At 42.8% G+C, this 14,283-nt stretch carries 12 protein-coding genes; 10 read left to right on the top strand and 2 right to left on the bottom strand.

Annotated elements, in window-relative coordinates:
- Nucleotides 1-52 precede the first annotated feature (52 nt).
- The 6 genes from VMUT_RS04265 to sfsA all read left to right on the top strand — a co-directional run bounded on the left by VMUT_RS04265 (nucleotide 53) and on the right by sfsA (nucleotide 7,378).
- Entirely contained in the window at nucleotides 53-814 is a 762-nt protein-coding gene (locus tag VMUT_RS04265; RefSeq protein WP_013604198.1) for a glucose 1-dehydrogenase, read from the top strand.
- Nucleotides 815-860: 46 nt separating this feature from the next.
- Nucleotides 861-2,549, top strand: a complete 1,689-nt coding sequence (locus VMUT_RS04260; RefSeq protein WP_048057178.1) for an SLC13 family permease — start codon at nucleotides 861-863, stop codon at nucleotides 2,547-2,549.
- Between the two features lie 95 nt (nucleotides 2,550-2,644).
- Nucleotides 2,645-3,313 carry a DUF3834 domain-containing protein gene (locus VMUT_RS04255; protein ID WP_013604196.1) on the top strand — a complete coding sequence of 223 codons (669 nt, stop codon included), beginning with the start codon at nucleotides 2,645-2,647 and terminating at the stop codon, nucleotides 3,311-3,313.
- On the top strand, nucleotides 3,310-4,479 hold the full coding sequence (locus VMUT_RS04250) for an MFS transporter (protein ID WP_048056863.1): 1,170 nt from the start codon (nucleotides 3,310-3,312) through the stop codon (nucleotides 4,477-4,479). Before VMUT_RS04255 ends, VMUT_RS04250 begins: the two co-directional genes overlap by 4 nt.
- Before the next feature lie 58 nt (nucleotides 4,480-4,537).
- Nucleotides 4,538-6,628: a DUF2079 domain-containing protein gene (locus VMUT_RS04245; RefSeq protein ID WP_013604194.1), complete on the top strand. Its 2,091-nt coding sequence runs from the start codon at nucleotides 4,538-4,540 to the stop codon at nucleotides 6,626-6,628.
- Between the two features lie 57 nt (nucleotides 6,629-6,685).
- Nucleotides 6,686-7,378 (top strand): DNA/RNA nuclease SfsA, encoded by a 693-nt coding sequence (gene sfsA, locus VMUT_RS04240; protein WP_013604193.1) that lies wholly within the window; start codon nucleotides 6,686-6,688, stop codon nucleotides 7,376-7,378.
- Nucleotides 7,379-7,423: 45 nt separating this feature from the next.
- Here sfsA and gatD read toward each other — a convergent pair whose 3' ends face one another.
- On the bottom strand, nucleotides 7,424-8,773 hold the full coding sequence (gene gatD, locus VMUT_RS04235) for a Glu-tRNA(Gln) amidotransferase subunit GatD (RefSeq protein WP_013604192.1): 1,350 nt from the start codon (nucleotides 8,771-8,773) through the stop codon (nucleotides 7,424-7,426).
- A gap of 114 nt (nucleotides 8,774-8,887) precedes the next feature.
- On the opposite strand from gatD, the gene VMUT_RS04230 reads away from it, so the two are divergent.
- Together VMUT_RS04230 and VMUT_RS04225 are read left to right on the top strand one after the other, a co-directional pair.
- Entirely contained in the window at nucleotides 8,888-9,157 is a 270-nt protein-coding gene (locus VMUT_RS04230) for an AbrB/MazE/SpoVT family DNA-binding domain-containing protein (RefSeq protein WP_013604191.1), read from the top strand.
- 6 nt (nucleotides 9,158-9,163) lie between these two features.
- On the top strand, nucleotides 9,164-9,556 hold the full coding sequence (locus VMUT_RS04225; RefSeq protein WP_013604190.1) for a type II toxin-antitoxin system VapC family toxin: 393 nt from the start codon (nucleotides 9,164-9,166) through the stop codon (nucleotides 9,554-9,556).
- 1 nt (nucleotide 9,557) lies between these two features.
- Here the strand turns inward: VMUT_RS04225 and VMUT_RS04220 are convergent, their stop codons facing one another.
- Nucleotides 9,558-9,920 carry a hypothetical protein gene (locus tag VMUT_RS04220; protein ID WP_013604189.1) on the bottom strand — a complete coding sequence of 121 codons (363 nt, stop codon included), beginning with the start codon at nucleotides 9,918-9,920 and terminating at the stop codon, nucleotides 9,558-9,560.
- Nucleotides 9,921-10,014: 94 nt separating this feature from the next.
- Here VMUT_RS04220 and VMUT_RS04215 point away from each other — a divergent pair, with 94 nt between their 5' ends.
- Nucleotides 10,015-11,565, top strand: a complete 1,551-nt coding sequence (locus VMUT_RS04215) for an NADH-ubiquinone oxidoreductase-F iron-sulfur binding region domain-containing protein (protein ID WP_013604188.1) — start codon at nucleotides 10,015-10,017, stop codon at nucleotides 11,563-11,565.
- Nucleotides 11,565-14,258 carry a formate dehydrogenase subunit alpha gene (gene fdhF, locus VMUT_RS04210; RefSeq protein WP_013604187.1) on the top strand — a complete coding sequence of 898 codons (2,694 nt, stop codon included), beginning with the start codon at nucleotides 11,565-11,567 and terminating at the stop codon, nucleotides 14,256-14,258. The genes VMUT_RS04215 and fdhF overlap by 1 nt, the downstream gene beginning before the upstream one ends.
- Nucleotides 14,259-14,283: the final 25 nt, after the last annotated feature.

Below are 14,283 nucleotides of genomic sequence, written 5' to 3'. Positions count from 1 at the left end.
TATTATATGTTTAGATTAATTCTTATAAGTACTTGGTCATTTTCAAGTTCGTATGGGCGAGTACAGTAATAAGGTGATTCTCGTTACAGGTGGTACTCGAGGCATTGGTAGGGCGATTGCGGAGGCATTCCTGAGGGAAGGTGCTAGTGTTGCTGTGACGTACGCGAGGAGCGATGATAAGGCCAGGGAGCTCGAGAAAAGGGGGATATTGACCATTAAGTGTGATGTGGCGAATAGGGACGAGGTCAGGAGGGCTGCCGAGATCGTTGAGGATAAATTTGGTGATGTCAATGTCATAGTTAATAATGCAGGTGTTATGTACTTAATGCCCCTTGAGTCTTATAATGAGGGGTTATTTGACAGAATGATGGGGATTAACGTTAAGGGCATTATCTACACGACACTTGAGTTCCTGCCGCAGTTAAAGAGGATGAAGGGCGTCATAGTGAACATAGCCTCAAATGCGGGTATAGGCACGGCCTTTGAGGGCACTACGTATTACGCAATAACTAAGGCAGCGGTCATAATACTCACGAAGCGCATGGCGTTTGAACTCGGTAAATACGGCATTAGGGTTAATGCCGTTGCACCTGGTTGGATTGAGACCGATATGACCACGGCGAACAGGAACCCCGAGGAGATTGAGAAGACGAAGTCTCTGGTCAGATCAAGGACCATGTTAAGCATTACCGGTGTGCCTGAGGACATAGCCAATGTCGTGCTCTTCCTAGCCAGCGATAGGGCTAGGTACATCACAGGACAAACCATAGTTGCTGATGGTGGTAGGATTGATTACCTAACCCATGGAATTTAGTGCGAATTACTTAAATAATCCCTCACCTAGCCTACCATTAAAAATAATGATAAGTCTTTCATTCGCAGAGTATTATGTATTAGCAGTACTTATCCTAGCAATAATACTATTATTAATCCGCATCATTAGGTATGACGTTATTGGCCTCCTTATAATGATAATGCTGATCATTGGTAATGTAATTAGCCCAGAAAAGGCCTTGGCATTTATTGGCTCTACCACGGTTATCGTACTCGGTAGCGTTATGGTGATTAGTAAGGCCCTTGAAGAGTCGGGTTTCCTTGATAGATTAGCTGAGGAGTTGGATAGGGTGTTTGGGAATGAATACTTGCTCCTACTGATTGTAATGCTAATAACCTCATTATTATCAGGATTCATGAGCGATGTAGCCCTGGTCTCCATATTCATACCATTCATGTACGCAGTATCAAGGAACCATAATAAGAGGTTATCTAAGTACTTATTACCGCTTTCTTATGCGGCCATTGTTGGTGGTAGATACACAATATTCGGTACTAGTACGAACTTAATAATTGATCAGCTTTGGTATGAGAGATTCGGTAGGTATTTGTCAATATTTCAGTTCCTAGATATAGGGTTAATAATAATCCTCGTGAGCATACCAGCACTACTACTAATTTATCTATTATTGCCGAATAGGGAGAGCATAGTTACTACTGTTGATGATTTGAAGATCGGTGAGTACGTCGTCGAGGCACAGGTGAATGATGACTGTGAATGGGTTGGTAAGGCCAAGCGTGAGGTTGAGAAAGAGTATGGAATTAGGATAAGGTCCATACTACCAAGGAGGTTATCTAGGTCGGGTAAAATACATGGTGGCGCTACATTAATAATGGAAGTACCCGTGGATAAGTTACCAATAATATCATCAGTAAAGGGATTGACCCTTGTGCCTCAGTCGACCCAGATTGAGGGTAAGGATATTGTTGAGGCTTTAATAACGAGTTCATCATCCCTCATTAACTACACGATATCGGACCTAGACGTTCTGAATAAGTATGGAGTTAAAATAGTTGGTATTTCTGCGGGGAGTAGGAGGATATACGGTAGGATATCCCATGTAATCCTCAAATCCGGTGATGCATTACTCCTCATGGGTGATGAAGAAAGTATTGCCAAATTCATGAGTGACTATGGACTTGTGCCACTTAGGTCGAAGGGCGCCAAGCTCTTTGACGTTAGGAAGGGCACCTTATCCGTTGCAGTCCTAGTTGGAGCCACGATCGCCTCATTATTTGGCGTGAACATTGCCCTGGCCTTCCTCACTGGTGTTATTGTGCTTATGCTTAGTGGTGTAGTTAATTATAGGAGGATTTACCAATACGTTGATTGGTCAGTCCTAATATTCATAGCATCATTCCTAACCCTAGGCTACGCGATGAGTAGTACTGGGTTATCAATGGTAATAGCTGGTGTATTTCCCAGGTCCTTAATCATACTATTCCTAATAACCGCGTTAATAGCTAATTTCGTAAATAACGTGAGTGCCGCAACAATAATGACTCCAATAGCTCTCACTTACCCGAATCCATTATTGGCAGTGACCGTGGTGGCCATGGCATCAACAACCACGTTCCTAACGCCATTTAGTCATCCTGCAAACCTCCTTGTTTATAATCCAGGGAATTATACACTAAGGGATTACCTTGCAATGGGGACAATACTACTGATCCTAATACTAGTGGTTACTCTCCTATTCATATACACGACTTAATACAAAGCATAACCGGCAATGATTTATTAAGGCTATGATTTACGAGACTGCGAATAAGTTTTATAAACTAAATATCTATTTCGATATCGATAAGTATGAAAATCATAACCGCACCAGGCCCAGTCTCATACCCATTAATACTGGCAACAGGAGAGCATAAAGACCTGGACCTAGCCTTTGGCAAGGGCGGTGAGGAGCATAATGCATATGCGATTACGGACTCATTAACATCACTGATAAGGAGTGGTTTAAGGATTGATATTGTGACTGTTAAGAAACTAATGTTTGTATACCCTGAGCTAAGGGGGCCTAGAATCGCCGTTTGGAGACGCGGCAGTGCTGCTGACGTTCTCACTAGGGCGTTATTGGATAGGGGTGGTTTAAGGGCTGAGCTTATTTATGCCGATGATTGGCCATCAGTACTTAACATGCTCAATACTGGTAATGCACAAAGCGCGGTGCTGAATCTGGGGATTCTCGAACATGATGGTGAATTCCTTGAGGATTTAGTTAATGCGCCAGGTGCATGTGGTGCTCAGATTAATGGTGACCCGCAGTACTTCATAGATGTTTATAATACGGGCATTAGGATTGCCAGGGAAAACCCAGTTGACTCCGCCGATTACGTAGTTAGTAAATTACCGATTAAGTTGCCTAGAGACTTCGTCCTGAATATACTGAGGAGGGTTGATTACGGTATTTACAGCCCAGGTGATATATCAGGGTTTATAAGGCTTGTTAGAAGTTACGTGGATAAGCCATGACGAGAAGCCGATATTTAGGTTTGATGGAGGCCATTTCGATAATTGTCCCGTTAACAATAGCGATTAGGGCCTCTAACAACATGTTAATGACGACAATACCACTACTCGTTAGGTATAACTTTCATTTCAGTAATACGTTAGTCGGTTTAATCTCGGCCCTAATGGCAATGATGACATTCATCAGTAGTGGCTTTATAAATGCGAGGGTTAAGGCTAACGTAAGGAGGATAATCTTTATAGCCTCATCCGCAGTTTATGCGGCCATATTTCCTGTATTCGCTTTCTCAACGCCACTATCAATTTGGGTATTGTCGGCCGTGGCCGGCTTCTCGCTGGGCTTTCTAATGCCCAACGTAATAACCTCAGCAAGTTTATTACCAGATAGAGTAGCCAGGGAAAGACTACTTAATATTTATACGTTGTCATTAAGCATAAGCCTGATCCTGGGTCCCGCCATTGAATCATTAATACTGAGGTATTTTGGGCTTAGGGAATCCTTCCTATTTTTCACAGCCTTTCCAATACTTGCATTAGCAATGGCGCCCTTCGTTAGGTTTCCGCAAGAGGATGGCGATAGGCATGCAATTAGTACTAGAGGTGTTGTGACAAACCCTGGTTTTATAACGGCCGTCCTCAACATAGCCACGTATAATGTGGTTTTCTCCTTCCTCATGGCCTTTGGAGGCATATATGCAAGGGACTCATTTGGACTTAGTTATTCCGAGGTGGAGTTGCTGTTTTCCCTGTTCTTCGTAACATCATTCCTAGGCAGGCTATACCTATCAATTAGGCCTGCAGAGAGGCTCTGGCCATACATGGCTGCGGCAGTAATGATAACCGTAGTTGGTGTGTCCACGATAGTACTGACAAATGCGCCGTTAGTATACGCCATAGCATTGTTGATACTGGGTATCCCGCATGGTACTACGTACCCGTTGTCCGTGGTCTCCATATCAAGGGCATTCAAGCCGGAGCATAGGAATGCCGCCAATAGCCTGTTCTTCTCATTCATGATGCTCATAGGTATAATAACGCCGACAATAACAGGTTACATAGCCGACTTGATAGGAATTAGGAATACCTTCATTGTGTTGATACCACCAGTAATAGTGGCGTTAGTTCTCCTTAGGAGGTACGTTAAGTCAGTTGACAAACCCCATGAATAGTGGGAAGTCCTTATTTGATGCGTTAAGCTTAAGTATTTCATTCAGTTTTACTTTTATCGTGAAATTGAACAATAAAATCTACTCATTAATGAGTACATTATTAATAATACCATTCTATTTAGTTTGGATTCTAGGCTACCTTAATGCCATATCACTAGGTCTTTACCTAATTCTCGAGAAGATATTCTCGGTAACATTCATCATAGGCCTAACAATAGCGCTAGGGCCAATTATATATAAAATAACTAAGTTGATACATAAAGATGGGTATTTCCTAGTCGTAATCCTCATAATGACCATATTCATGGCATTGGGGTCATCATTATCATACATTAAGTATCTAACGTACAACGCCTATGCCTGGGATTTGGGTATTTTTGAACAGGCTTTGTTCAGTGTGGCTTTTTATCATAGGCTTTTTTACTACACGGTTGAGCTTTACGTAAACCCAAGCGGAAGCTTTCTAGGGACACACTATTCACCAATACTTTTTTCATTGGTACCAATATACTACTTAAGTCCGCACGTACTAACACTATTAGTATTGCAAGCCATACTACTCTATATACCCGTAATTCCATTATACATTATGAGTACGCATCTAACACATGATAGGAGCATCGCGTTCATAACTTCATTAATGTACTTAATTAGCCCAGGCATAGCTAGTCCCCTTTACTATGATTTTCATGTCGAAGTTTTCATACCATTGCTATATATTACTACAGTACTGCTTATACTAATGAGAAGGTGGGTGTTAGCAATATCTTTGATGGTTTTATTCCTCATGATCATTGAGTATACGCCAATAATTGCCCTAACGATGATTATACCAATAATATATATACTCATTAAGAATAGAGAATTAGGTAAACACGTGATTCACATAACTTTATTGGTTGCTATGATTATTCTATACATGATAATAACGCCTAAAGTAATGGGCATATTAAATCCCTATAAATCATCACTGGCTGTCTATAATCCATCTACCATAGCTGGTTATTCAGGTAATCCAATAAATTTCATGCAATATGCAATAAAGTATTGGGTATTCGTTAAGCAGGAAATTCTTACGAACATTCAGCAGAAGATCATGTACTACGCAATACTTGGGGCGCCATTATTTCCATCATTACTATCACCATTATGGTTACTACCTGCTGTACCATACACAGCCTTCTCTTTCTTATCGACATACCCCGCCTATTATATGTTGGATCTCCAATATACAATGTACGTTATACCTCAATTATTTGTGGCGTACATAATGAGTATTAAGCATACTAAACAGTACATAAAGCATGTATTAATCACATCCTTAATCATTGGTATTATATTATTTGCACTATATAATCCATTAAGTCCTGCAGCATCACAAAACTTGTACGTATTTATAAAATACCTTAGCTCAACGAGGGTTAAGGCACTAAACCTACTCGTTAGGTTAATACCCAACAACGCGTCTGTATTAACAATTGATAGTGTATTTCCTCACCTGGCAAATAGAATAAATGCGTACGTCTTCCCAATGTCAATGCCAAATTATAATGAATATGTACTTAATATTAACGCCACTTACATATTAATGACAATCGATAGTAGAGGCTCTGAGGCTGGATTATTAAAAGCCGAGGTTCAGGGCTATGGGATGTTAGCCGCAGTCAATGGTACTTATTTATTCAAGAAAGGTTATGATGGTGAACCTATTATGTATGACCCACTTACTAACTACGTAATACCAGCAAGCGAGTTCCTGCTATGGCCTGGGACGCATGCTAAGACATTCAATAAGATTCAAGGTGCTATTTATTATTGGCCGGAGGATTACTCCGGTACTTTTTGGATTGGTCCGTTTTACTTAACGTTATTACCAGGCACTTATAACGTGACTGCGTATTTCACGGTTACGAAGCCTTGTAATGGAACAATAGGAATTCTTCAAGCATCGAATATTGCGGGATCACAAATATATGCATCAACGCCAATACTTTGCTCCTACTTTAAGGAACCCAATGAATGGACCGGCGTGGCACTAACATTGATTGTTAATAGTACATCTGAGGATCCAATAATGCTTAGGTGCATAAACATGACTGGAATAACTGGTGTATATTTCAGTGGTGTGGTGATTAACCAAATAAGTTGATCGCAGATTAATAAATTAAGAAATGCATCAATAAGGCGGCGCCGGAGATGATTAATAATGAGCTATATAATTAAGAAGCCAGATGCTGAGGGCATTTTCATTAAGAGGTTGAATAGGTTTGTTGGTATTGGAATTATTAACGGTAGGGAGGAGCTCGTACACATTCATGACCCTGGCAGGCTAACGGAGCTCCTAAGGCCTGGCGTTAGGTTCTTCGCATACTCAAAATTCACGGGTAAGACCAGGTTTTACTTAACTGCAGTTGATCTTGGTGATGAACTCGTACTCGTGAACTCCGCGATACATAATGAAATCGCAGCATGGTTAATTAGTAATGGTTATGTTTTGAATGGCTATGAGGTTGTTAGAAGGGAGCCTCACTTCGGTAGTGGTAGGTTTGATCTACTGCTTAAGTCACCAAGCAGTGATTATGCACTTGTTGAGGTTAAGGGTGTGACTCTTGAGGAGAATGGAATTGCTAAGTTCCCGGATGCACCGACAATGCGTGGCGCAAGGCATATGCTTGAGTTGGCTAAGGCCGTGGAGCTTGGTTATGAGGCGCACGTACTCTTCCTGGTTTTTAGGACTAGGGCGAAGCTCTTCATGCCTAATATAGCGCTTGATCCTAGGTTTACAGAAGCCCTTAAATACGCCATTAACCATGGAGTTAAGGTATTAGCCTATAAGCTAGTGCTTACGAGGGATTGGGTAATAATCCCAATAGGTCAACTCGATATTAAAATGGATTAAGTTAGGAGGGATTTTGTTATTAACCGAAAAATACTCATCAAAACTTCACAAGCTCACTTTAGGTAGCTCAGGCCTTAGTATGTATGTGCTAATATCACTCCTCAGATTTAATTCACCGGCTATTGGCATCAGCATCAATCTCCTCACCTCACTCATATCCCTGGTCTGTCCTAACACCCATGAAAGCTTAACAAAGGCTACCTCCGGCAGCATGTCCTCGGCAGGTATTACGCCAAGTCTCAGTAACTCCACACCCCTCCTATAGACGTTTAAATTCACTCTTCCAAATATTGTCTGGCTTGTGATAACCACAGGTATGCCACTGTCAATGGCTCTTTTTATTGGATCAAGTAATTCCTCCCTAACGTGACCAAAGCCCGTACCCTCAATTACAATGCCGTGATACCCCCTATCAATTAGGAAGTGAAGTATTTCTGGGTCCATACCTGGGTAGAACTTAATCAATGTTGTCTTCTCATCAAATTTATTCATTAATACTGTATCCTCTACCTTAGATCGAGTCGTATAATTATTCGTGTTTAGCACTATCTCGAGTTTATTAATGTCCACGTAAGCCACGGGTTTATCATTAATGCTAATAAACGTGTCCCTCCTAGACGTATGCATCTTCCTAACCCTAGTCCCTCTATGAACGGCTATTAAACCATCATTTGTGGATGCATGCATTACAATGTAGGAACCAGCGAAGGGTGCCCTGGCACCAACAAGTACGGCGGCCAGCATGTTCTCAAAGGCATCACTAGACGGCCTATCACTACTCCTCTGAGAACCAACGAGCGCTATTGGACCTGGAGGATTCCTTATTGCGAAGGAGAGTGCGGCAGCCGTGTAATGCATGGTATCCGTGCCATGGAGCACAACGACACCGGAAACACCGTCGAGAAACGCCTTATAAGCCGCCTCAGCAATCTCGGTCCACCTCCTTGGCGTCATATCCTCACTAAATATTGCCATTAAATTGAGGAGCTCAATATCGGCTATGCCCTTAACCTCCGGGTACATTGCATACAAGTCCTCAATACTAAAGCTTGGGTATACTGCACCGGTCCTGTAATCAACCTTGGACATTATAGTGCCGCCAGTAGCCACGAGCCTAACCCTGGGAAGCCCTGTGGATTCTGCCCTAACGAACTGACCAATTGGTATGGATACTGCGCTTTTTGATTCAACATGACTCAAAACCTCTATCTTCTCGATATTATTAACATGAATACCCACGTTATAGCCATTATCAAGCTTCAAAATCACTACGTTAGGATCACCGACGCCAGGCCTGGGCAGTACTACGCCGTCTAATGTCGTGCCATCCCTGAGGTGTATGCGGACCGTATCGAATACCTTAACACCCCACTTACTTATTACCTCGCTCAGCACGGAATAAGAGCGTGAATACCTTAGATATAAGCGTTAACTTAGATTATTACGATAATGATTTAATAGAAATAGTTAAGTAAATCTTTAAACCTAAAGATTTTGAAAAAATAAACTATGGGTAAGTTCGAGTATCGAGTTAAGGTAAGGAGGGGCCGTATCACATTGCCAAAGGCCATTAGGGAGACTCTAGGTATTAGGGATGGTGATGAACTAATAATTAAGGCTGAGAATGGTGAGATAATAATTAAGTCAGTATCGAGCATGGATATTGAAGAATTTGATAAAAAAATCAAAGAACATTTAGAAGCTATTAAAAATTATATACGTGTTAAGCCGAAACTCGGTGAGCTCAGTGGATTAAGCCTGGAAGATGAGTTTGAGTGAGATCGAATGATGTTTTTAGATGCTAACGTACTTATATACCTGAATGTAGGTGAGGAAAACGTAATCAAATTCTTTAAGGGCCTCCTTATGAGGAGAGATAGGTTATACACTGACGTTTTGGTGCTCGATGAGGTTATTCATATTTCGAGGAAGAAGTACGGTATTAAGTATGAAGATACCATCAAATTCCTTGATGACGTGGTATTACCCTACGTGAAGGTTCTTAACATTGGTTTAAAGGAGTACGAAACTGCTGAGAAGTACATAGGTGTGTTGAAGCCGTCCGACGCCATTCATGTAGCAGTGATGCTAAATAATGGAGTTAACGTAATTGTAAGTGAGGATAGGGACTTTGATAGGGTAAATACGGTGAAGAGGGTATGGCTTGATAATGAGTAAATTATTGAGTTATGTTTAGTAGTATCCTGAAGAGCTTGGTGTCTGATTCTGTGGGTTGGCGGGTTATTATTACATACTTAAGCCTCGAGAGCGCATACTCACTGAGTAAGCCAAAACCATCCATGGATATGCAGAGTACCTTACTACCCGCGGCAAGTAGGTAATCAACCTCGGTCTTATCCCTAATACTCCTCAGTAATACCGTGGTGATTCCATCTACATGCCTTAATGAATCATCAACCTGCTTAGTAAGTAATAATGCGCACTCGCCAGGTCCTAAATCAGTGAGTACTTTATCAAGATCTGAGTAACTATTGATTCTGACGATCCTAACCATATCATTAATAATATATGAAAGCAGCATTTAACACCCAAATACTCAAAATAACTAAGCCTAATAACCCACTACACATTACGGTCCCCGAAATACCTTTAAAGTTTTGCCAGGTTTTCTCAACATGGATTATAGGGCAAGACTGCGTGAGACGAGTAAGGAGATAATTGAAAGGAGGATTACGTCAGATGATGAGCTTAGGAAAATTGCCGAGAAGCATAACCTACCCCTATCAACGGTTAAGATGCTATCCACATTCTACTTCCATGATTACTCAGAGGTTCAAGTGTGCATGGGCCTTCCCTGCATATTGAAGGGAGCCAGAGAAGTCACTAGAGAATTGGAGAGACGCGGTATTAAGTACTCCGTAACGTATTGCCTTGGCTATTGCGATAAGGGACCTGCAGTTAGGATGGGTGATAGGTATTACACGTTTGTTAACGGTGATTTTAAGGAGGTTGGGGAGTCAAGGAGTGATTATGTTCAGTCTCAATACGAACCTCTCGATAAGTACATAGCGAGGAGTGGTTATAGGTACTTCGAGAAGTTTCTCAATGAAGGTAATAAGTTCCTCATTCTTGAATTACTCGTTAAGGTTGGCTTACTCGGTGGTGGTGCCCTGACCAGGCTTAAGGCTTTGGCAAGTAATGCCGATAGACCTAAGTACTTAATTGTTAATGGGCATGAGGGAGAACCAGGTGGTTTTAAGGATAGATTGATAATGGAGAGAAACACTCATCAACTACTGGAGGGCGCGTTACTGCTGTCACTTGCATTGAATGTTGATGAGGTTATAATCGCGGTTAATGAGAGGTTTAGAAATGCTAAGGCTGTAATTGAGAGGGCACTTGATGAATTAAGGACGTTCCTAACCAACAGAGACTTACTTAGTAAGTTACCTCCAATTACTGTTTCACTTATTGGTTCTCCATACATTGTTGGTGAGGAAACAGCGTTAATAAATTCAATTGAAGGGGGCAGGGGTGAGCCACGTTTAAGGCCTCCCGATCCCACCGAGGCTGGTTTGTTCGGTAAGCCCACCGCTGTGATTAACGTGGAGGTCGCTGCAGCGATACCCATACTCCTCAGTAATTATTATGAGGGTAAGGAAATAACGATAGAAAAGTACTTCTGCGTCACTGGCGATGTTGATAGGCCAGGACTTTACAGGGAGAAACTAACAATAGGCCTCAATGAATTATTAGTGAAGGCAGGTGCTAAGGAGGAAAACGTTAAGGCGGTCTTTGTTGGTGGTGTCTCCTCAGGCTTGGTCCACTCCTCGAGAATTAAGGTGAGACTTACACCCGAAGAAGCAAGAAAACTAGGTGTTTTCCTGGGCCCTGGCGTGATCATTGCCCTATCTAACAGTAGGTGTATTGTGGATGTTATGCTCGAGGTTGAGAGGTTCTTTGCGCATGAATCATGCGGTAGGTGCGAGCCATGTAGGTTGGGTACTAGGGAGTTGGTTAATATTCTCGAGAGAATTAGTAATGGTAAGGCGAATGAGGAGGACCTTAAGTGGGCTGAGTCGGTGGCGAAGACCATGATGGATACTTCATTATGTGGTCTAGGCATGTCAGCTGGTAAGGTGCTCCTTGACGCACTTAGTCAGTTTAGGGATGAATTTGAGGAGCACGTTAAGGGTGTTTGCAGGGCTGGTGTTCACTTCAGGTGATGGGTATGGTTAAGGTAGTCCTAAATGGCAGAGAGGTTGAAGCCGCTAATGGTGAGACAATACTTAATCTGGCGAGGAGGTACGGCATTGAGATACCAACGTTATGTTACTACGAGGGATATGCAAATGGTTCTTGCAGGATATGTGTTGTTGAGGTTAATGGTAGGTTAATGCCTTCATGCATAACCAAGGTGTCTGAGGGTATGAAGATCGAGACCGAGAGCATAAGAGCTACTGAGGCTAGGAAAACCTTACTAAGGCTCTTACTGAAGAATCATACCCACAGGAGTAAGGAGGAGCAAATGAGGTGTAGATTATGTGATTACGCCATTAAGTACGGCCTTGAACCAGCGCCGATAATACCAGACATCAAGATCGATGACACACACCCAGCAATAGTATTTAACCCATCGGCTTGCGTAATGTGCAGGAAGTGTGTAATTGCCTGCAGTATTGATCAGAGTAATGATACCATTACAGTCATAGGCAGAGGTTTGGATACTAGGGTTGGTTTTGATCTTGATGTTCCAATGGGCGTATCAAGCTGTGTAAGTTGTGGCGCATGTATTGATGCATGCCCAACCGGGGCATTAATGGAAAGGGATTGGGTACCTGCTGATAAGGTTGTTGAGACCACATGCCCATACTGCGGCACTGGGTGTCAAGTCGAGTATGGAATTAAGGACGACAAAGTTATTTGGGCTAGGGGTGCCTATGGACCCGCAAATGAGGGCAAGCTCTGTATTAAGGGTAAGTTTGGGTATCACTATGTTAATAGTCCTGAGAGACTTACAAAACCATTGATTAGGAGAACTGGAATTCCCAAAGGCCCGTTAAATGGTAGGCCCATTCACGAGGTATTTAGAGAGGCCACGTGGGAGGAGGTCCTAGACATAATAGCCAGTAAGATTAGGGAGATCCTTGACAAGTATGGACCAGCCGCCATTGGAGGTATAATGAGTGATAGAAGCACTAACGAGAGTATTTACGCATTTCAGAAGTTCATGAGATGCGCCATCGGTACTGACAGCATCGATCAATCAGCCACGTTATGCCATGAACCGTCAGCATGGTCATTAGCCACGCAACTGGGTTACGGCGCGGCGACCAACCCCATAAGGGATGTATTAAACTCAAGGACTATAATTGTAGTTGGCTCCAACATGAATGAAACACACCCAGTCATCGCCGCCTACGTCAAGAGGGCTGCTAAGCAGGGTGCTCACTTAATAATCGTTAACCCAATACACACTGAGTTGGCCAGGTACGCTGAGTATGAACTTCTCATTAGGCCTGGTACGGATGTCGTACTATTCTCAGCAATGGCTAAGTACATAATTGACATGGGCTGGTACGATAAAGAATTCATTAGTAGGTACACCGAGGGCTTTGAGGATTGGGTAAGGAGCCTTGATGCATTTACTCTGGATTTTGCCGAGGAAGTAACCGGAGTACCTAAGGACGTTATTAAGGAGGTTGCTAGGCTTTATGCGCTTGAGAAGCCATCAATGATTATGTGGACCCTTGGCATCACGGAGCATGAGAATGGTACAGAAAACGTATCAGCACTGATAAACCTGGCATTACTAACTGGCAACGTTGGTAAACCAGGTGCAGGTTTAATGCCACTTAGGGGGCAAAATAATGTTCAGGGAGGGGCTGATGTTGGTTGTGCACCAGGTAGGTTGCCTGGTTATCAACCTTTGATGGATTCGGAGGTTAGGAGGCGCTTTGAGGAGGTTTGGAGGTGTAAGTTACCATCCTTTATTGGTTTTAGGAGTACTGAGATGATTGATATGGCTAGGAGAGGCTTGATTAAGATGCTCTACATAGTTGGTGAGAATAGTATTAGATCTCACCCAGACAGTAAGGCTGTTGCCGAGGCGTTGAGTAAGTTGGAGTTCCTGGTCGTCCAGGACATATTCATGACTGAGACTGCCGAGTATGCCGATGTGGTATTACCAGCGGCATCTGCGGCTCTTGAGGATTACGGTACATTCACGAATACGGAGAGGAGGCTTCAATTAACGAGGAAGGTCGTTGATCCACCAGGTGATGCTAAGCCTGATTGGTGGGTCTTTGTTGAGTTAGCTAGGAAGCTTGGTTATGACATGGGCCTTAGGGATAGTACTGACATAATGAGGGATATGGCGAGGGTAGCACCAGTATTCAGTGGATTAAGCCATGAGAGACTTGAGCGTGAGGGTGGACTTCAATGGCCGGTGCCGAGTGAGTCTAGTCCAGGTACTCTAATACTATATGCTGATGGATTTCCGAGGGGTAGGGCTAGGTTTAGGGTGGTTAGTTGGAGAGGCTTTGATGTGGTTGTGGAGAGACTTTATCCGTACTCGTTAATTATTGGTAGGGAGAGGGCGCAGTATCATACTGCGACCATGACGTCTAGGTCACCAGTACTTAGGGTCATTTGGAGGGGGCCTGTTGTTGAGATGAATCCTGAGGACATGAGGGCTGAGAGCATTAAGGATGGCGAGGTTGTTAAGTTGCTCTCACCTGCTGGTGAGGTATTGGCTAGGGTCAAGGCGTCAACTAGGGTTCCGAGGGGAGTATTATTCACGACATTTCATTATCCAGAGCTATTGGCGAATACGCTGGTTCCAGCCGTGCTTAATCCAATTACAAAAACGCCTGCGTATAAAGATACAAGGGTTCGTATTGAGAAGGTTAATGCTTAAAGCTAAAAATATTTAGTCAATGAGA

The sequence above is a fragment of the Vulcanisaeta moutnovskia 768-28 genome, from assembly GCF_000190315.1.
In the GTDB taxonomy this organism is placed as follows: Archaea; Thermoproteota; Thermoprotei; order Thermoproteales; family Thermocladiaceae; genus Vulcanisaeta; species Vulcanisaeta moutnovskia.
Note: the sequence above shows the minus strand (reverse complement) of the source record. Positions and strands in the feature narration are given on the sequence as shown.